Genomic DNA, 20,284 nt, shown 5'->3' on the forward strand with positions numbered 1-20,284 from the left:
GCAAATAGGCGGTAGCTGAAGCTACATTACAGGTCAATCCTGTAGACTTTTTGAAGAAAAATTTTTTTTTCATGGTTCAAAAGGTCCAATGGAATGTGCGTCCTCCAAAACATTGTCCGACTATATGCTTTTAATTAATCATAAAACAGCAGCGACTGACACTATCTGAAAGGGCCTGTGCTTAACTGCCCCATGCTGCCCCAGGCTGAGCTGAGTTGAACAGGCTCATAATGGTGCCAGGCTGAGCACAGCTAAGCTGTGAATGGCTGCTATTTGCTTAACATGGTCATTATGGGGCTGAGCTGAAATGATTATGAGAACCTTCGGTATCGAATGCATACCAGAGGAATGATCAGGCGCCCTAATGACAGCTGATACATATGTCAGGTGAACTCAGGTGCCGGGTCAGTAACAGACCTTCTCCAGAGTTTTTCCTGCATTTTTCAGGTCTGATATCAGTTTGTCTGTATTACCAGGACGATACACCTTGCCTCCTGTTATGTCAGCAACACACCTGGCATCAGGAGCATCCTCTCCAATGAGGATCACGTGAATTTTGAGCTTTGGTCTGGTTTTATGAAGCTTTCTGGCTACTTCGCAAATATCCTGATCTTCAGTTCCTTTACAGGTGTCTACGCCATCAGAAATAAGAATACCTGTACTCTCAACATCCTTTGGAGCTGAATTGACCATGCCGGTCAGTCCGCTGATAAGGGGAGTTAGAACCTCTATGGGCAGCATGCCCCTAACATTTATTGGACTGGTCTGAGCAATAGCCTGCTTGAGTCTGGCGCGCTCGGAACCACTGAAGATGCCATAGTCTCGTGCCAGAGGACAGCCCTGTATGCCAAACAGACGGACAGGAACGTTTTTATCGACCTTGTCTACCAGAGCATTGGCTGCCTCTATGGCAGCAGTTATTCGCATGGTGCCATCATTGAGCGGCTTAATCATTGAGCCTGAACCATCAGTAGCAATAAGCAGGTGTGGAACTTTTCCCTGTCTGATAATGGTCTCGCATTTCTGCAGCGGCTTTCCATTAAAGGTGGCAGCTGTTGCAGGGGATTTTTTCTGATCCTTGATGTTATTTTTCTCAGTTTTCTCTGCAGCAGCAATCAGCCCCTGTGTACTGGTGAGCAATTTTTCTATCTCATCGCGCTTTTGCAGATCATTGTCCAGTTTTGCCAGCTGGGCATCCAGGTTATTTAGTCGACTGTCCTCCTGGGCAAAAGCAATCATTGCTTCTGTCTTTTCCAGCATGTCATTGATCTTTAACAGAACGGCCTCATCATGGGCAAGCTGCTGCTCAAGCGCGGCAAGCTCATCAACCGGAGACAGGGCATTATCCTCATAAAAAGGCCATGGCCAGAAAAGCCAGAAATAAATGCCCAGAGCTATTAAAAGCAGTAGCAGTCCTGTAAGAGCAGCAATCAGACATCCGCTGAGACCACCTGCTGCAGCGCCGGCCGCCACTGCAGTGCCTGCAGCTGCAGGGGCAGCTGCAGGTGCTGGTGTTACTGGCTCAGATGGTGCAGTCTGATGCACGGCTGCAGCGGCTGCCACGGCTGCGGCAGCAGCTGCCTGTAACTCACGAGCCGCCCCAAGCATGGACGAGTAATAACTGCTTTCCATTGCCGGAACTATTACCGGGTAACGGTCATCAATAACAGCTACATGCTGAGGATATTTGAGCAGCAGACGCAGTAAATCAATGCTGGAGAGGACCTGATCATTTTGCGGCAGTACAGACTCACTTCCCTCAGGATAATGACTGTTGAGAGCTGCTGTAAGGGCCTCCTTCTGAGCTGCATAGTGTGCAGCTGCATCCTTTTGCGCCTCAGAAAACTGAGGCTGGCCATTTACTGAAAAGACAGTACTTATACTGCCTGAGTAAACAGTAGAAAAATTGAATTTAGTGCCATCAGCCTCAGCAAGGGCAATGAGATTACGGGCATTATCAGGTGCATTGATGGTGTCGAGCAGTGATGACATGCCCATGACGGCATCAATCGTCTGAGGGGCCAGAGCCTCTCTGTCAAGGCGCATAAAACGTAACATCTGACTGTCCTTAAGGCTTAAGCTGCTGCTAAAACAGGGGCTGCAAGTGCATTGATACTGTTATACCGGCCCCTGCTCCAAAGCATCTGGTCATGGTACTGCCTGTTACCGGCAATGCCTGGGCATGCTGACTGTAGCGGTCAATGCCATGGCACTGCCTGTGCCTGCTACTTGTTGCGGGCAATACCAAGACACTGCTTGAGCCAGCGCTTCTTGTTTTCCTCAAGATCGCGGCTGCCATTGCGGTACTTTTGAGCATCAGTTTCAAACTGGGCAATGTAACGGTGGAGTTCACCGTTGTTTCTGCCCATGGCCTGCTGAGCGTTCTTGAGCTGAGCCTTGATGAACTTGTGATCGAAGGTATCGTTGGTGTCAGTCAGGTGATCGGCATAGTAAGAGAGCAGATAGTCAACGGTCACTCGGGCTATGGCTACATTCTGCTCGGCCTTGCTAAGCTGCTCGGCATTGCGCTTGAGACACTTGCTGTCATCATCCTTGCAGGGAATGCTCTTTTGGGTGCGGGTAAGAATGGACAGAACATTGTCCTTGAGCTCACGCTCAACCTCGGCCTTGGCAATGCTGCTGCAAAGGTATCCGCCCAGACGCATACTGGAGATAATGGCGCGGTCACGCATTTCGTCACGACGGGCATTGGACTCAATCATATTGGCGCGCAGCTTGTTGAGGTTCTGATTCATGGTCAGAATATACTGCCCCATGTTCTTGAGTTCATTACGGGCAGTGTCAGCCTCGCTCTTTTGAGCGGCCAGCTCTTTTTTGAGCTGCTCGTTTTCAGCCTTGACTGCATCGGATCCGGCTTTAGCTGAAGACTTTGCTGTCTCAGCCTTCTTGCGGGCCTCTTCAGCCTGAGCAATAGCTTTCTTGCTTTCGGCCTCGGCACGGGCCTGAGCTGCCTTGTGCTGGGCAAGGATCTTGTCGAGCTCACCCAGAGTATTAACACTGCCACCACCCTTGGTATCTGCAAGATCATCTGTACCAAGTTTGGCTACCTGAGCATTGAGGTCACGAACTTCATTAATGGAAGTGGTAAAAGGTAATGACAGCACCATGCGCAGACCCATGTCACGACCCTGCGTTTCTTTACCTTTTGTAAAGTAAGCGCGCTCTGATCGGTAGGCTGTAATCATCTCATCAGGACCACTTAACACACTGCCGCCGCGTACTGTAAAGCCGCCTGACTGACCGTGAAGACGTCCGGTACGGGTAGCATGGAAAGGATCTAGCATCATCTCTGAGACATTGCCCAGTATGTCGTAAAAGCCCAGAGGATTTGGCTCCTTAAGACCAATTACACGCACCTTGCCATCTGACGAACTTCCCTGGCCCTTAAACCAGGCATAGTCGGCAATAGTCTTGCCATCAGCAAAGGGAAAGACGTCAGCACTGAACTCAGATGAGGACACATTCATGCCGCCACGGGCTGCAAACTCCCACTCACTGTCAGTAGGAAGGCGGGCAAAGGCAGGAACGCTGTCAGAGCTCTTTGGTGCGCTGGAGGCGCCCTCACCAGAGAGGAATAGAGAATAGGAACGGGTCAGATTGACAGCATCAAACCAGGACAGACCAGTCTTTGGGGTACGGTCCTTGACTGTGAATTTTGCTGTCGGGCATTTGCCTTTTCCACCATCCCAGGAGCTGAGCACCTTGTACTGAGCCTCAGTAAGCTCGTATTTGGCCATCAGATAGTAATAGCCGTCCTTATCATGGAAGGCGCCCTGGATATAGCGGCCGTTAGGGGACTGAGAGAGCATGGAATCAGAATTGTTACTGCCTGCTGAAAAGCCCTTGTCATCCAGCTTCTTGTCATTGCTGGTATAAACCTTTTTAAATACCATGGATCCGCCGCATGGCATGGCAACGGTCACATCATCAGGTGCCGGTTTTGGATTCCATGTCTGATCAGCTTTGGCGGCATGTGCAGGCGAAGTCATGGCAGCAACGCCCATAACGCCAATGCCCAGCAGCGCACCAAGCAGCATCATTGTGCCTCGGTGTCTGAAGCTGTTATACCCCTGCGCGGTCAGAGCACAGGCCTGTGACAGTAAGGACTTTTGCATAATGATTTTCTCCGGGGAAAGAAAGCAGGTCACTGTAGCTGCGTTCATGAAATACCATAATTCAGAAGAGCTGGCAGAAAACTGTTTTGAAAAAGGTCAGAGCTCATGACCGGTAAAGCATGTGCACCATAGGACAGAGTTAACAGTGCCATAACCACGGTCAATGTTAACAGCGGAAACCTGGGATAACCGTGGCAAGTGTGATTTTGTGCACAGCATGCCCCAACAGGCAGCAACATTTTTTCCGGGACAGTGCTTTTTCTTATATTTAAGGCCTGTCAGGCAAGCCTGACAGGCCTTGATTCACAAATAAAGCCAGACATCCTGAAAACAGAAATAAGGCCTCATGCAGTGAGATCGGCCTCGCTCAGATAGATCAGGCCTCACGCAGAATGTCTGCTATCTGAACCTTAAGGAAGACATAATGGGTGGAAAGCAGAGCTATTGCTGAGGCAATACCTACTGTTGCCCCCAGGAACGATACTATGTGCAGTGTGGTCAGACGGCTGATGACAGGTCCCATCATGAGGTTGTGGAAGTAGTCATTGAAGATGCCCGAGCCAATGCTGTAAAGGAAATAGGCAAGGACAAAGCCCACCAGGGAAATAATGACAGCCTCTATGGTGGCAAGCAGATAGATATCTGATCTGGTCTGGCCCATCAGTCTTAAGAGCACCAGATTGCGACGGCGGGCCTTGAGTGAGCTGAAAATCAGTCCGCCCAGAGCAATGGCGCCACCAGTAACGGAAACCAGCGCAACCACACCAAAAACAAAGTTGAGCACCCTGCTGATGGCATTGACGTTCTCAATCTCACGAATCTTGGAGGTGACATTAAGATGGCGCTCGACAAGTGAATAATACAGTGGTGTTACAGCAGCCAGATCCCGGGCATAAAGACGGAATTTTGCGTAGATACGGTCTTTTTCGCGCACATAATTGCCGTCAGTAAGCAAAGCCGGATCATAGCCGTTGCGGTAATCATCAATGGCGTTGACCACATCAAGGTTAACCATGATGCTGTCCTTGTCGACAAAGCGCTGTTTGATAATGCCTTTGACGGTAAGTTCAATACGGGCACTCTGACGCATGCCCTCACGGGTACGGGAAATTACAGCTGTTATGGTATCGCCAGGCTTGAGGTTACGCTGAAGGGCAAAACTCTCGTTAATGAAAGTCTCATGATCTGCAAGAGCATCACTGTCTGAGCTGTAGGCAATATCAGATCCCAGCACTACAGGATCGCCCGGGCTGGTAGGAATAACCTCGGCTCTTTTGACACCGCCAGGGAATTTGATATCCACCAGGGCATTGAGTGCTGTGACCTCAGGAATAATGTAGCCCACATTTGGATTACTCTTGAGCTTGTTAAAAAAGGCACTGTCGAGACGATAGGAAGTATCGAGAGTCAGAGAAAGCACCTTGGGATCATTCATGAGATTTTCCCTGAGCTCTTCGAGAATGCCGTAACGCAGGGAAAAGAGCAGCAGCAGTGGCGCAATAATACTGGCTATGGCCGCAACCTGACAGATGCTCATGATGCGGTCCCAGGTAAGTTCCCTGTATGCAAGCTTAAATAACATCAGACTCTTCCCCCTGTCTGCTGACTCTGACTTTCAGACAGATCCGATCTGTCGCTGTCTGCCATACCGCCACCTGGTCTGCTTTGCAGAGGATCGACCATTGCCTCTCCATCAGGTCCGCCCACACCGGCAGGCCCGGCATAAGCACTGATATCTGCGGTTAAATCAGCGCCAGCCATGGCCGTGCCTGACTGGGCTGCAATGGCGCTGACAGCGGCCTGCCCGGTAATATGGGTAGAGGCTGTTCTGCCCCTGTAGTCACTGCCAGGAAGATGCACCGCTCCTGTATAAAGATTAGCTCCAGCCTCAGTCAGTGAAGCTCCATAGACGTTATGACCATCCTGACTGTTGCTCTGCCTTTTAAGGCGTGCCTGAAGATTTTCAAGCGATGTGGTGTAATGGGTCACACGGTCGTTTATCTTCCTGCGACCGCCAAAGCCATGAACAGCAGCATCACCTGCTCTGAACAGATCATCATCAGCCTTTCCATGGCTGCCTGCAGCTGAGCTGTAGTTGAACTGATCATAAGATCCGCCATAGCCGCGATAAAGCTCATCGGCCACATCACCGGCCCTGCTGCTGTCTCCTGCTGCTCTTATCTCATGGAAGCCCTGCTCATCACTCTTGTAGACAGTATTGCGCATATCCTCATCGACATCGCCTCCATCACCACCGTGAACTTTCTGACTTAAATTGCTGGCGGCCGGAAAATCAATGGCATGTCCTGACATAAAACGGCCATCACCATCAGGGATGCGCTGCCTGTCGCCACTGTCAGATGCTGCAACAAAGACCGAATGTTCTTTATATGAAGCATTCTTGTCGTAGATGTAGCGACGGTAACGGGATGCAGCCCCAATGTCGTGGGTAACCAGCAGCACTGAAATACGTGCTTCCTGGGAAATCTCATCTATGGAGCGGAAGAGACTTGCTGCTGTATCAGGGTCAAGAGATGAGGTAGGTTCATCAATGAGCAGCAGACGTGGTTTGTGAGCAATGGAGCGGAGAAAGAGGGCGCGCTGACGCTGACCAATTGAGAGCTGATCAGGGCGCCTGTCAAGATGTTCGGCAAGTCCAAGACGCTCTATATGAGGCTCAAGAGAGCGCATAAAGTTGGCACACTGCTCATTACCGGACTCATTGCTTATCTTCAGAGTACGACTGTAGCGATCATCACCCTTGATGTAAGGAATACGGCTTTCTTTGCGCACGGCTTCAGGAACGGTACCAGTGCGGGCATTTATCTGATCATGAGGGTTACTGAGCTGAATGTATGTTCCTGAGCGGGCATTGGCTCCGTCAAGAACGCTGCACTCATCATTAAGTGTATCCAGCCATGAGTGATCCTCAGAGGCCTTCTCTGCAGTGGCCTCGCGGGCTGCACGCCTTGCTGCAGCGCGCTCCTCAGCTTCCTGCAGGGCCACTGTAGTATTCGGTACCGGCTTTGAGACCTGCTTGTTTTTGAAAACCGGGGTTATTTTCTTTCTGAGCGCCAGGTGAATTTGCAGAACGAGATTTTCCCTGATTGTAAGATAAGGCAAAAGGCCGCCTGTCTGAGGCATAATGCCCACCTCAGAAATACGCAAAGCCTCTGAATCGCCATTGCTGAGCATATCGACCTCAATATCATCAAGCACAAACTGCTCAACTGACAAAGCCGGAGTCAGAAGGCCAATGGCCTCCATCAAAGTTGACTTGCCTGAACCCGAGATGCCACAAAGAGCAACGCACTCTCCATCATCGATGAAAAGCTCTGGCAGAGTGACGTTAAAGGAGCCCCTGACAACTTTCAGGTTTTTAATCTCAAGCATGACGCTTTTCCTGTGATTAAGTTATTAACCCATCATCTGCACAGCCCTGTCTGGCCTTATGCAGTCCTTATGTGTGATTAACCGGCCACCACCGCCCCTTAGCCGCAGCAGCTGCAGCCTGCTGTGCAGCATGCCGTGCTGCCCCTGTTTTCAGGGCCGTGCCTGATCCGGGGCATGGGCCGGACCTCAGGCTCACCTGAGCATGTGTGACTATCCTGGCCGGTATCCTGAATATGTCCTGAATTAAGTCTGACTGTAATTTGTATGAATGTATGATAGCGCAAGTGTATCAGCCTAAAAACAGATTATTCCTGGCATTTTGTCCTGCTGCTCACAATGTGAAAAAATTGAGCACAGATGCGCAATAAAAGCTGTTTTTCAACAGTTTTTTCCTCATTAATGCGCCATTTTCAGCGTTTTATTCAGTCATGATTCCCCTGCTCCTGAGCTGGAAGCGCAAAGAGCCATATCAAGGTAAAGGCAGGACAGAACTGCCATCTTTGGACCAGCAGGAAAGCAGGGCCTTATGGCTGTGACTGCGACCTGAAAACGCATCTGGCAAAGCCGGGATTAAAAACCATACCCCCATCAATCAGCAGGGCCTGACAGAAAAATCTGTCAGGCCCTTGATTTTATGCGCCGGGCTGCTCCCGTCACGCAGTACTGTTAAGGCAGAGCCTCCAGAGGGATAGGGTAAACTTCCTCTGAGCTGTCAGCATCTTCGTTAAGGCGGATAAAGCGGTCGTTATCGCCAGCACAGTGCTGAATATACTTCAGAGAGTTTTCCAGGGCGCGTACGCGCTCTTCCTGCTCCTGAGAGCCCATATTGTTCCAGTCCTCAACATTCATTGAGGCAATGGTGGACTTGTAAGGGAGCTCATCGAGCAGCTCACCCATAATGCCCATTTCACCAATGGAGGAGCTCTTTGACAGCTGTGAAGGATCGCGGCCCATCTGAGCTGCCAGAGCCTGCAGCTGAGTAAACATGTCCTCACTGGAGAGCTGACCTGCAATACCGGCCTGTAGTACGCCATTTACAAGATTGTAAAGGTCGCTGAGCTGATTGCGGTTCACCAGAACTACCGGAGCACATACCTGCTTGTTATGGTCATCAACATCACGGTCATACATCCAGCCCTTTAAGAACTCAGGACTCTCAGTACCCTTGACGCGGCCAAGGTAGGCAAGCTGCATGGCCAGACCGAGCTTGCGGCTGTCCTCCTGCAGAGCCTCATTCTGCTCCTTGGTAGCCTCCTCAGGAGCCGGCTCTGCAGGCTGCTCTTCAGTTGCAGAAAGTGATGAACCGGCGGCCATCATACCCTGAGTTGCCAGCTGCACCTGATTGGTAAGAGAGCGGGACAGAGTATCAACCATGGAGCCAAATGACTCTACTGATCCTGCGTTGACTGGATAGTACAGTGGCTTGTTAAGTACCTGATTAAAGCTCAGATCCTCATACTGCTCACGAGCCTTCTTGTGGGTCTTCTTACCGGAGCTGGTCAGCAGGTGCATGGTATAGATAGCAGCACCGTAATGATCAGCCTCCATTCGTAAGGCGGCGGCATCAAGACCGGTGGAGCTTTCACGATCGGATCCGCCAATAGCACCGGCATCAGTGATCAGAACTATATAGCGGCCGCCATAATCATTCCAGTTCACTTCCTTAAGAGCAAGGTCGATACCGGCATAGGCATCTTCATCAAACTGAGAGGAAGAAACCTTTGCCTGATCGAGGCTGGCTACCTTCTTGTTGAATTCTTCGGCAGTTGAGGCCTCACCAGGACGCAGATATACCTTTGAGGTGTACTCAAGGCCAGGCACCTTACGGGTATCAGCACGGAAAGAGACCAGACCGAAATGAACGCTGTCGTTAAGGCCTGCCGACTCAATGCTCTTGTAAATGCTGTTGACAGCCTTCTTGGTACGCTCAATATATGGACGCATTGAGATGGAGGAGTCAATAACAAAGACTACGGCTGACTTGAAACTTACAATGGTTGGGTCGCCCGCCTGAGCGGCCGGATCAGCTCCGGCTGCCGGCGACTTATCCGCGCCTGCTGCAGCCGTCTTGGTACCAGCATCAGCAGCTGTGCCGCTGCCAGCAGCAGCTCCCTGGGAACCGGCACTGCCGGCAGTTGAGCTGCCTGCAGTTTCTGCAGTTGTTGCACTTGCAGCATTAGCTGCCTCTTTGGCAGTAATGGAAGCAATCTCGTGCTTGTACACAAGCGAGCCATCCGGATACATGCTCTCAACACTGTTGAGAATAGGCAGCAGATAGAATTTCTGCTGATAGTCAACATATTCCTCAGGCTCAATGGATATCACATTATCGGCTGTTTTGGTCTTGGCTACCTGATCGTAAAGTTTCTTATAACGGGAAGCACCGTCCTCATTGTCGATAATCTGATCAAGGGCAGTTTCCTGCTCAAAAATAAGAGCACGATTACGGTTGGCCGGATTGGTAAACATCAGGGCCAGCTGCATCTTCCATGGTACGGCGCAGTCCTTTTTCATAAAACCTGAAACGGTACCAATAGAATCTGAGCCTACCTCATACATATTGCCCTGCTCGCCATAAACATAGTACTGGCTAAGGGCCGGTACAGTGCGGCCGGCATCAGAGGCATCGGCCTTTTCGTGCAGCAGACAGGCTGGTGTGGACAGCACACGCTGATATAAAGTGGTTTTGCCTTCCATCAGTAAAGGCTTGCGATCAGTGCTCTGAGCAGCTGCAGCCTGACCTGAGGTCACAGCCATAGCAACTGCCATGGCAAGTGCAGTCAAAGCACCGGCCTTGCGGCCAGGTGAAAAAAAGCTGTTAAACACAGTGTTATTCCTCAAAATAGTGCTGCGTTCCTGAGCAGCGCCCGTCATCAACATACTTTATAAAGTAATCTGGTCAGCAGTATGACCGTATGCCTATAAGGATATGGATATGGATACGTGCCTTGAGTTTCAGCACGTGCCTCAATGACCAGCTGCACCTGTAATAAATGCTTTATAAAGTAATAAGGTTCACATTACCGCCATATGACAGTATGCGCTTATCTTTAAAAGTTCGCAGCTCCTGCTGTGGCAGCGCCTGCTTTGACAGAGCCACAGTGGCAGCGCCCGCACACAGTTACGGCATGGCATCAGATGCCATGCCATGACATTAATCAGACTCACAGTCAAATTCATCTGGAGAGTCACTGTCAGAGTCAGTTGCTGAGTAACTCCCTGATCAGGAGCCTTATGAACCTTTTTGTCGCCGTCCTGTTACTGGACGTCTCACCGTCAGATTACTCTGCTGTCCATAAGATTCATCACAAACAGAGCAGCTCCGGCAAGCAGACCGATGACGCAGATAATACCTACTACCAGCATGATTCTGCTGCCCCTGATGCGCCTGCGCTCCAGCGCAGCCTCATCAAAGACATGGGCATGAGCTGCATGTTCATTTTCACGAGCATGCTGCCCCTGTCCAGACTCATCGTTTCCTGACTGATAATCCTCAGCCATTGCCTGAGGGGCCAGTGAAGGCTCCCTTTTGACAGTGGTGAAATAAGTGGTGCTGGCCTCGGGCATACCGCCCTCGGCCTGACGGGCGGTCAGCACAAAACGGAGAATGTAATTATTCCTGCCTCTGATCTTGAGCAGATATTCACCGCTGCTGTCACTGTTAGCCATGGGATTAACCACGGAAGAGTCAACCTCAAACTCAAACTCGCGTATTCTCTTACGGGCGTTTTTGGCCACAATACGCAGGAAGTTGTCCTCGGCTGGTGACTCCCAGAACTCCAGCGGTCTTTCGTGACGATCCATGACCAGAATATCAAGACCGTCCCTGTAGTCATCGATAGCCGAATCAGGGTCGAAATTCTCAATGACTATTTTGCCCCTGCCCGGACCAAGATGTTTGTAACGGGCAGTTGAATCAACTACAGGCATATGATTTCAAATCTCCAATGTACTGTACTGCTAAGGAACAACAGTTTAGCCTGTTACTGGGCAATCTGCTCAAGAACTTTCTGAGCGGCCTCAGGATTGAAGCTCTTGTTGTCCTTAACGCGCTGAGCCCAGTACTGGTGATCAGAGTCGTTCTTGTTAATGCACTCGTTGCTGTACTGACTGGAAGGATCAGCATAAACAGAATAGATGTAGGCATAATTACCACCATCATCTGCTCGACCCTTAGTACGCAGAAGACGCAGCACAATCTCACAGCGCCCGTTCTTCATGGACTGAGCCAGCAGGCTTTGCAGATCGGCATCAGCAGGTTTGCTGCTCAGACATCCGGAGATAATCTCACTGTCAGTGCGACCGGCCTCGCCAAGGTCACAAGGCCTGTACTCAGGTTTGGCATTAAGCATGCTCAGAAGGAACCAGCCACCAGCACCCAGTACTGCAATACCGGCTATGGCAGCAGCAGTGATCATGGCTATCCTGCTGCTTCCACCTGATGCCGCTGCAGGAGTCGCAGCTGCGGCTGCAGCTGCAGCAGGAGCTGCTGGACGCTCAAAAGTTGGTGCTGGAGCTCCAGCAGGTGCAGGAGATACTGGCGATGCTGCCGTAACTGGAGCCTCAGCCTCTGGTGGCTGAGCTGCTGCACCTGCCGATGCAGGATCAGGTTCTGAGGCCTGGGTTGGCTGCTTAGGAATAAACTCTTCATCCTTTTCAGGAGGAACTGATGAGCTGGCCGTAACACAGCGATCATGGCTGCCGTTGGCTACGCCAAATTCATAAACAAACTGCTTATCAGCACCGCTTGGGTAATCCTTGCCCTTGATACGAAGGACAAACTCTTCAGAGACTGCCCATGCCATGGGATCGATAACATCCTTCTCAAGATTAATGGTCAGAGAGCGGCGTTTCTGATGAAGGCGTTCTATTGGAATGAAGATAAAGCCATCATTCTTATCAATATTGCCCTCATCTGGCCAGTATTTGAGCGGCTTTTCGCCTGATGCAGTCTTGCTCAGGATCTTGATATTAATGCCAATTTTGGGCTCCTTGGCATTGCGCAGCAGAATGAATCCCTCTACAGTGACCTCACCCTTGCCCGGAGCTACATATTTGTAGCTTCCAACAGACTGGATATCTAAATCGGACATTTATGCACACCTCTCCATGGTGCTGAGAATTCTGCACAGCAGCCTATTCTCCTCAGATGAGAACTGATACTTGCTTTCTGAATGAATATTGACATTACACATCATATAGGTAAGTACCGAGACAAAATCACTGATCAGTCTGAACTCGTAATTGCCTGTGCTCTCTTTTGTCAGTACCGGCAGAGGCCAGTTTTCGTCAACTGCGACCTGCTGGCAGAACACATCGTGTTCATTCTTGTAGCTTTCACTGCTGACATGATTTTGATAAAGAACATAGCTGTTGACCGGACCATTATCTCTGCCCAGGATGCCGGATCTGTCTGCCTGAGCAGCAGCAAATTTTGCCAGCTCCTGACGTTCCATGGCCTTGGACTTGCCCAGATTCGGAGCCACCTTTGATGTATAGCGCTCCTTCTCCTCATCATCAGGCAGCATATTGGTACCCAGATAGAGATTGAAGTCACTGAGAATTGAGCTCATGACATTGCTCATCAAACGCATATCGACATCACCTTTATAGGCTGAGTTTTCAGCGTCCTTGAGCTTCTCGTACATATAGTATCTGATACGTACCTGCTGAGAGTTAAAAGCCTTGCCTATCTCATTGAAGATGCTGTTGAAGAGCGCAAAGACATCGTTTCTGAACTCATCTACGGTCTTGAAACGCTTTTCAGTCTCATTCCAGCAGAAAGAGAATGCCTCGCGGTACTCATCCTCATAATCAGAGAACAGCTGGAGCTCACGCTTCTCATAATTATCGCAAATGAGGTAGACCAGATTGGCCAGACGCTGATTGCCCTTGCGGCACAGACTGTTGAGATTTTCAAGATAGGCACGGCTGACAGCCTGAATAAAGCCGTCTACCCTGGATCCGGTACCGTTCAATTTGCGGTAGCACTTCTCAATGGTGTCAGAGTCGAGCTCAAGCAGTGAACGCATAGGGCCAAAGCAAGGGTAAATTAGATTGCACTGCATCAGTCCCAGAGCTACCTTGCGGCTTTCGACAGCGGCTTTCTCCAGAGCTTCGGCACCCTCGCGGCGGGCAAAGAGAGACAGACGGGAAATGACACTCTGCAGATCGGACTTTACGCCATCAGCTCTCAGCTCAGTACGCTTCTTCTGATCAAGAGCATTGCTCTTGATGGAGTCGGCAATTAAGGAGGCACCACCATTGTTCACGGCAAGGAAGTTCTCTACAACTGTGTCAATCTTGTCAGGGCCAATGGCATTTATAAAGTCAGGGCACTCAAGAATGCTTTTCTTGATCTTATCGATCTTGTCTACATCGTTATCAATAATCTTAAGTTCGGTCCTACCATCATCGGCATACTCAAACCAGGCATTGGATTCCTTGCCCAGACGCGGCTTACGTACCAGGAATACGCGGTTGAAGCACTTGCCTGAATCCCAGTTAAGGAACCAGCTGCTCATCTTAAGGAAGTCCAGAGTCTTGCTGGTGGCATTAGTGATGTTAACAGGTATTCCGTTTCTGATATTGTTAAACTGGGTTATGAGATAGTTATCAAATCTGGTACAGGCTACAGTCAGAGGATTGTAGTTGAAGTTGTGGCGCAGCTCGGCTGTTGCACCTACATTATTGGCTACCCAGCTGTTCATGATAGTGTTTAGCTCGTTTACATTCGGCTGGTTGCTAGCGGGAATACACAGCAGCAGCTGATCCATTTCCCTGTTCTTGGAGTAACGGTCAAACAGATAGGCTACCTTGCCACGAACTAAAAACTGAAAAGCAACCTCGGCACCTGAGTGATCAGCTGAATCGTAATCCTGTATAAGTGGACGGCAATCGTCTTCGATTTTCTTGAGAGTAGCTTCCAGACGGCTTCTGGCGCCAGGCAGATCCAGGATATCAAAGGCATCTAGCTTACTGCTGCCCTCAAGAATGAATACCATCTCATAGGACAGAGTGCCCAGCAGGTAAGTGTTTACTGAAACTTCCTTTGCTACCTCGCGGTCATCGTTACTGTCATCGGCAACGCCCTTGCGCGGGGCTGCCAGAGCACAGGTCAGAGGCTCGGCTGTCTTGAAGATCATGTTTATCTTGGTGACATCAATAATGGTGCCGTCAGAGCGCTGATCCCATTCACCCTCTTCGTTCTTGACTATGCAGCTTTCACGCGGGGCATATACACTGGTGTGGCCCTCAAAGGTCAACAGGGTTGAAGCCAGCTTTCTGAAGGTTTCATTAAAGACTTCAGAGTTATTCCACAGAATACTCAGTGCCCTGATACGGCCCTCAAGATTCATAAATGGCAGCATGTCGCGCAGGAGCTCCCAGAAGTCCTGCATCTCATCCCATCCCTCAATCTTGCCGCCTGAGTTGTCCTTGACATAGTCAGCAAGATCAACCACATCATCAGGGCTGATGTAGTTAAACTCGGTATTGCCGTTTATGGTGACCTTACGGCCCCTGAGAACATCAAAGGAGTTGATGGCCGAAAGATTCATTACCATGCCGTCGGCGTCGCCAGTATCAAGCTCCTGGAGTGTTTCAGCCGGATAGCTGCGGAAAAGCTCACGGGCCTTCTGATCTACATAAGAGTTCAGAGCGTGCAGGTGCTTTACATAGATTGAGCGATCGGTAACAGGGCGGATTTCCGATGGTTTAAGGTCATTGTAGTAGGTGTTGAGCAGAATCATGGCCAGCTCTATTTCCTTAAATACCTTGAGCTTTACCGGAAAGTTTTTCGGGCAGTCGGACTTGCAACGGGTCAGTCTGGTTACCATGCCGGTAGCCTCTTTATCACCGCCAGGAGGATTGAGATGAGTAATGAAGTTGATTTCCATGTCATCCCAGTGGGTCAGCAGCTGGCCGTTCTCATCTGCGGCCATGGCGGAAATAAGATAGCTCTTGCCGGCCTGAGAAGGACCGAATACGGCTACAGTTGAGTTCGGTTTGATATTGAATGAATTGTTTTCTGCAGAATTGGCAGCACGTGCCAGATCAGCAATAAGCTGCGGAGCCATGTCGTTTAAATCAGGCTCCAGCCCCCTGTTACGGTCAAGCCATACTCCGGCCATTTGAGCAGCATAAGCTGCATTAATCAGTTCCTTTTGCATTATTCTTTATTCCTGCAAAGGCCCGCGCATCAGGGCGGGCCGGATGAAATTACAGCTTGTTTTCTGCGCCTGTACCTGTAACTGAGATGATTCCACTGTTCATAAAGAAATCAGGGGCACCGTCCTCAACTGTCCAGAGCATAAGCTTGAACAGCTCCTTATAAGAGCGACCGTTTGATTCAAGCTCCACAGAATCAATGTCAAAGGTATCAACATAATGAACCTGATCATTATCATCATCCTCATTAGGATCCTTATTAAGCATTCTGATGAAGTGCAGAGGGTATGGACTTTCCTCGCCACCAATACACTTGATGCTGGCGATCAGAGTTTCTCTGCCTGACTGCAGTTTTGGCTTGAGCTCGGCAATTGCTTTAGCAATCTCATCACGTACATGCTTTATGTTAAGCTCAAGTGCACTGTCGATAATATCCATAAGATCATATTCAAGCAGATCTGCTTCTGATTTGGAATTAGAGCTTAAAGCACTGGCCTTCTCTTTAGTCTCACGCTCAACCACTGCAGTTACCTTCTCAGTATAAAGCTTCTTATACTCAGCCTCGATGGCCGCATCCTGAAGCACCTTAGCAGCATTTTCACGGGCCTGAACTTCATCGTTGTAACGTTTCTGTTCTTTCTCGCTCACACCACCAATAATAGGTCTCTTCTTTGGAGGAGCAGGCTCATGGTCGGTATAGAACTGGCTCAGATCACTGTATTTAGCTTTACATTCCTGCCGCAGCTTACTGTCCAGCTCACTGGTACGGTCTTTCTCGAACTTCTCAACCTTACGATTGATCTCATCATTACCGTCAGCACTCTTGAGCTGTTCAATTTTGCCTGCCAGCTCCATTGCCTTATCGAGCTTTTCCTTTGCTTTACTGCTTACCATTTTGTCAAAAAGACTCTTAACCGAACTACAGTCAGGAGACTCGTACTTTAACAGACGTGCCTTCTGCACCTCCATGACCTTGTCAGGATCCTCAAGGAACACCAGCTTGTACAGAGGTGCGGCCGGAACAGTAGGATCTGAAAGAACTCTGGTACCCAGCTGCATAGGCAACTTCAGTACAAATCCATTTTTGCTTGACTCTTCAGCCCTGAACCTGGTTTCCGGATCACTGTCGCTCTTAGGTGATCTGTCAGCCGTATACCTGTAAAGAACTGACTCGTCCTTGATGGTGCTCTTGGTCATAATGCCGACATAATGAGCAGTGTTGACATTGTCTGATGGGGCCGAGTTGAACCTGAAGTTAGGGAACTTGTTAAGACCAAGCTTCATATGGCTGATCAAAGCACCGACAGATGCAGTGGTCTTAGGGTCGCCGATGGAACTGGCTTCACGGTTAAACGGATACCAGTCAGTGCATCTGTATGAATGCATATTTACTATGCGTGAAGCAGGAATGTTCAGACGCTGCATGAAGAAAGCTCTGATACCAGGGATCTTGGAAGAACGTCCAGTCAGCATCAGCAGGTCAACATTGAATGTGGTGATAATCTCACAGAACCTGTCCAGAGTACGGCATATGTCAAAGCGTCCACTGCCATTGCTGATTGCTCTGTTGATCGCGGCAATGTCAAAGCTCATGTTCATATCAAGTATGGAAAAGCCCTCAACATGCTCACCGATAATGTTGTTGACAAAGCGCTCCACCTCAGGTGATGGCAGCTCAAAAGGTCCCATGCGATCGTCATTATTAGTCAGGGAGCTGTTGACCTCCTTGTCCTCAAGGAACTCACGGACAGTTGCAGAAATAACCAGTGAAGTTGCCTCAGGGTCAAGATGCTCCAGATGATAGAGAAGCTTATAGGCCAGTCTTGCCAGAATCTGCTGCACAAAGCGGATTCTCATCATCCTGTTCTGCTTATCCTGACCAACCAGAGCCAGCATTGGCTTTTCATGGTAAATATTGGGAGTGCTCTCCAGCACCTCAGATATTCTTGGCAGAATGCAGTTGCGGATCAGATCATAAAGAATGTCATCACCGGCAATCTTGCTGCCATCTTTATAAATATCGTGTGGCTGAATATCCTCACTGTACTCTTCAGCATCCTTTACGAAAGAGTAGTCCTTGATAACCAGATCAGTAGTTCCACCGCCGATATCAAGGGTAGCAAAGCGGGCTGAAATCAGATCCCTGCCTTCTTCAACAAGCACTTCACCAATTCTGTTGCCACTTACAGAGCGGCGCATTGAGGCAATGAAATCCTTACAGCGTCCCTTGAATGTTTTCTGCGTCTCATTGTAGATATAGACCACCTGACCTGCTTCGGCCTCATTCCAGCCCATCTCTACCTCAGGCAACTGAGGATAGATGAATCTTTGCTGTTCCAGTCCTTTGGCTTCATCTTCTTTCTTTAAGACGGCATTGGTCTTGAACTCGACATTGGCTGTCCTGTCATAGCCAAGGGCCTTCCACAGAGAACCTACCGCCTCGTAAACGCATCCACGGAAGAGCTCACGCTCTTCGGCGCTCATGCATGGCGGTGTGGTAAGGATAATGGACTTAAGATAGCGTGGCGCCCCTGCCGCCTGCCCATTCCCTTGGCTGGTACGCTGAGATACGGAATTCATCTGAGTAAGAGCCTGCATGATTATCTCAATAATCATAAAGGTCATCATGGAGCTGTTGGAGAACCTTGACTCCATAACCTCTCTGTTGCTCAGTCTCTCGCTGTCCAGAGCGAAAACAGCTTTGCCCTCACTGGTGAAGAATGAGCCAATACTGCTCAGATAGGCTCTCTCTTTTACCTTGTTCAGTCTTCCATCTATGATGGCACTGTCTGTCTGGTAGGACTTGCTGTTGAATATCCAGTCAGCACTTTCTTTAGCGTCTGTATTCCAGATGTAGCGCTTTGGCGACACCATGCCTGACATGCCCTCGCTGCCCTCACGGCGAAGGGCAAGATTGTCAGCTTCAGCGCCTACACGTACCATGGAAGGCCATATGAATGCATTGTTACGGCCTGAACGAGCAGAAGTGCCGTCATAGTCGAAATTGGCACGGGTAAACTCAACACGGCTGGTGAAAGGACCTTCATAAACCTTTTCAGGGGTGTTGAGGTCACGGATCTGCAGTGGGTATGAGTTTGAGAAATCATCTTCCTGAGCAGTGCTGTCTGAGTTCTCCTCAACCATGATGGCGCAGGATCGGGCATTGCCTATATCAAGAACCAGGGAGACACCTATATCCTTGGAGCGGTATACAGGAGCGGATGCAGTCTTGTTTGCAATGATGCGAACAGGCTGAGGATTGATCATCATACCGATGAAGGCAAGAACGTTCAGATAGTGGAGGTGATGCTCCTTCTCATCAAGCAGTTTTTTAAAGCTCTTGTCATCGATTCTGGCTCTAATACGCTCACGATAGAGATCTTTGAAAACCTTCTCGGTCCACTCCCAGATCCAGTTGTTACGGTCATTGCGCGGCTCAGCGTCACTGCCACCGTTGTTATCACGGGAGTAGATAAAATCAGCATAGTTGTCGGCGCTGTATGCAAGCTCAAAGGGGTGGCCGGCATCTACATCTTCTTCTGTAGGGGCGAAATAACCAGGAGAGTCGTTCTCCTGGGTAGCGGTGTCAAAGGCCAGTACTACACGGTAGTAGCAAGGCTTGCTTTTTCTTTCGAAAGGGCTGAAAACATAGCGGTCGTCACGAGGAACATCCTTGAGCGGATCGCATTCAACGTCCTCGGTTTCGATGTGGTCGTACTGACTGTTGCGTTCCTTGCACTTTTCAATGGCATTCTTATCAGTTACCCGCACAAAACGCGCACGTACCCAGTTGGTAGGCAGCTTATGGTAAGTGTTGCTCTTCTTGGAGCTGTTTACATAAGGGACAGGGAACCACAGACCCTCATAAAGCTCCAGGGAGGTAGCAAGCTCCATGGTGATTTTGGTGTCGTTGATTTCAACATCTTTATCAAAAGGGCTGTACATGCCCTTTTCAGCGTTCATGTTAGGCAGGAGTCTTACAAAGGAGCCATCTTCTCCCTTAAGAAAGTATCCCTTTTTAATGCGGTTTATAACGCTGTACTTGTCTTCTGTTTGCCAGTCGGCAATTACGTCGTAGTCAACAAATTGAATTCCCGAGTTCTGTATTAACTCGATATTGCCACTCACAGGCACAATCTTAGGATACATATTGTGATTCCTTGTTTATTGATCTGCTCTAACAGGTTTCGGGTCAGAGTCTGCTCCCGCTCTAAATCAGCATGTATGTTATGTTTGTCAGAATTAACTTAACTGTAACGCAGACTGACTGTGAACTGACTGATGCCAGGCTCACCGCACAAAGGGACTGTCCGGCGATACAGGCACCTGCCCAGGCAGAGGACAGTGCCGCAAATACTGAACTTACGTGCAGTTTTGCATATTAACACAGCGAAATGTCCAGTCATGACGTCAATTCTCACAAAACAGTTAAAATTCCCGCGTGGCTCCATTTCAGGACAGAACAACCCGTATTTACAGTCTGTGAGAGCTCTTTGACACTGTCAAAAGTCAAGTCCGTGACCGGTGCCCGGCCCATGGTCAGGCCCCTGGTCCACCATGATGACGGCACGTATACAGACAAGTAT

The 20,284-nt window shown here is 49.5% G+C and carries 9 protein-coding genes; all 9 read right to left on the reverse strand.

What is annotated here, in order from left to right; all coding sequences use genetic code 11:
* Positions 1–405 precede the first annotated feature (405 nt).
* The 9 genes from MXE41_RS03320 to MXE41_RS03360 all read right to left on the reverse strand — a co-directional run bounded on the left by MXE41_RS03320 (position 406) and on the right by MXE41_RS03360 (position 19,847).
* Entirely contained in the window at positions 406–2,058 is a 1,653-nt protein-coding gene (locus MXE41_RS03320; protein ID WP_247099361.1) for a hypothetical protein, read from the reverse strand.
* A 167-nt stretch (positions 2,059–2,225) separates the two neighbouring features.
* Positions 2,226–4,136 (reverse strand): SUMF1/EgtB/PvdO family nonheme iron enzyme, encoded by a 1,911-nt coding sequence (locus tag MXE41_RS03325; protein ID WP_247099362.1) that lies wholly within the window; start codon positions 4,134–4,136, stop codon positions 2,226–2,228.
* Positions 4,137–4,512: 376 nt separating this feature from the next.
* Complete coding sequence (locus tag MXE41_RS03330; RefSeq protein WP_247099363.1) at positions 4,513–5,718, reverse strand: ABC transporter permease; 1,206 nt, start codon at positions 5,716–5,718, stop codon at positions 4,513–4,515.
* Positions 5,718–7,529, reverse strand: a complete 1,812-nt coding sequence (locus MXE41_RS03335; RefSeq protein ID WP_247099364.1) for an ATP-binding cassette domain-containing protein — start codon at positions 7,527–7,529, stop codon at positions 5,718–5,720. The genes MXE41_RS03330 and MXE41_RS03335 overlap by 1 nt, the downstream gene beginning before the upstream one ends.
* A 666-nt stretch (positions 7,530–8,195) precedes the next feature.
* Positions 8,196–10,355: a vWA domain-containing protein gene (locus MXE41_RS03340; RefSeq protein WP_247099365.1), complete on the reverse strand. Its 2,160-nt coding sequence runs from the start codon at positions 10,353–10,355 to the stop codon at positions 8,196–8,198.
* A 450-nt stretch (positions 10,356–10,805) separates the two neighbouring features.
* Positions 10,806–11,459: a hypothetical protein gene (locus MXE41_RS03345; RefSeq protein WP_247099366.1), complete on the reverse strand. Its 654-nt coding sequence runs from the start codon at positions 11,457–11,459 to the stop codon at positions 10,806–10,808.
* Between the two features lie 53 nt (positions 11,460–11,512).
* Positions 11,513–12,622, reverse strand: a complete 1,110-nt coding sequence (locus tag MXE41_RS03350) for a hypothetical protein (protein ID WP_247099367.1) — start codon at positions 12,620–12,622, stop codon at positions 11,513–11,515.
* Positions 12,623–15,700, reverse strand: a complete 3,078-nt coding sequence (locus tag MXE41_RS03355) for a virulence factor SrfC family protein (protein ID WP_247099368.1) — start codon at positions 15,698–15,700, stop codon at positions 12,623–12,625.
* Positions 15,701–15,749: 49 nt separating this feature from the next.
* Complete coding sequence (locus MXE41_RS03360; RefSeq protein WP_247099369.1) at positions 15,750–19,847, reverse strand: virulence factor SrfB; 4,098 nt, start codon at positions 19,845–19,847, stop codon at positions 15,750–15,752.
* Between the last annotated feature and the right edge of the window lie 437 nt (positions 19,848–20,284).

The organism is Anaerobiospirillum sp. NML120449 (assembly GCF_023051105.1).
GTDB lineage: Bacteria > Pseudomonadota > Gammaproteobacteria > Enterobacterales > Succinivibrionaceae > Anaerobiospirillum.

What these genes read in the sequence shown, in the direction of transcription:
- MXE41_RS03320 (WP_247099361.1), bottom strand. Translation starts at nt 2,058, where the DNA reads ATGTTACGTTTTATGCGCCTTGACAGAGAGGCTCTGGCCCCTCAGACG.
- MXE41_RS03325 (WP_247099362.1), bottom strand. Translation starts at nt 4,136, where the DNA reads ATGCAAAAGTCCTTACTGTCACAGGCCTGTGCTCTGACCGCGCAGGGG.
- MXE41_RS03330 (WP_247099363.1), bottom strand. Translation starts at nt 5,718, where the DNA reads ATGTTATTTAAGCTTGCATACAGGGAACTTACCTGGGACCGCATCATG.
- MXE41_RS03335 (WP_247099364.1), bottom strand. Translation starts at nt 7,529, where the DNA reads ATGCTTGAGATTAAAAACCTGAAAGTTGTCAGGGGCTCCTTTAACGTC.
- MXE41_RS03345 (WP_247099366.1), bottom strand. Translation starts at nt 11,459, where the DNA reads ATGCCTGTAGTTGATTCAACTGCCCGTTACAAACATCTTGGTCCGGGC.
- MXE41_RS03350 (WP_247099367.1), bottom strand. Translation starts at nt 12,622, where the DNA reads ATGTCCGATTTAGATATCCAGTCTGTTGGAAGCTACAAATATGTAGCT.
- MXE41_RS03355 (WP_247099368.1), bottom strand. Translation starts at nt 15,700, where the DNA reads ATGCAAAAGGAACTGATTAATGCAGCTTATGCTGCTCAAATGGCCGGA.
- MXE41_RS03360 (WP_247099369.1), bottom strand. Translation starts at nt 19,847, where the DNA reads ATGTATCCTAAGATTGTGCCTGTGAGTGGCAATATCGAGTTAATACAG.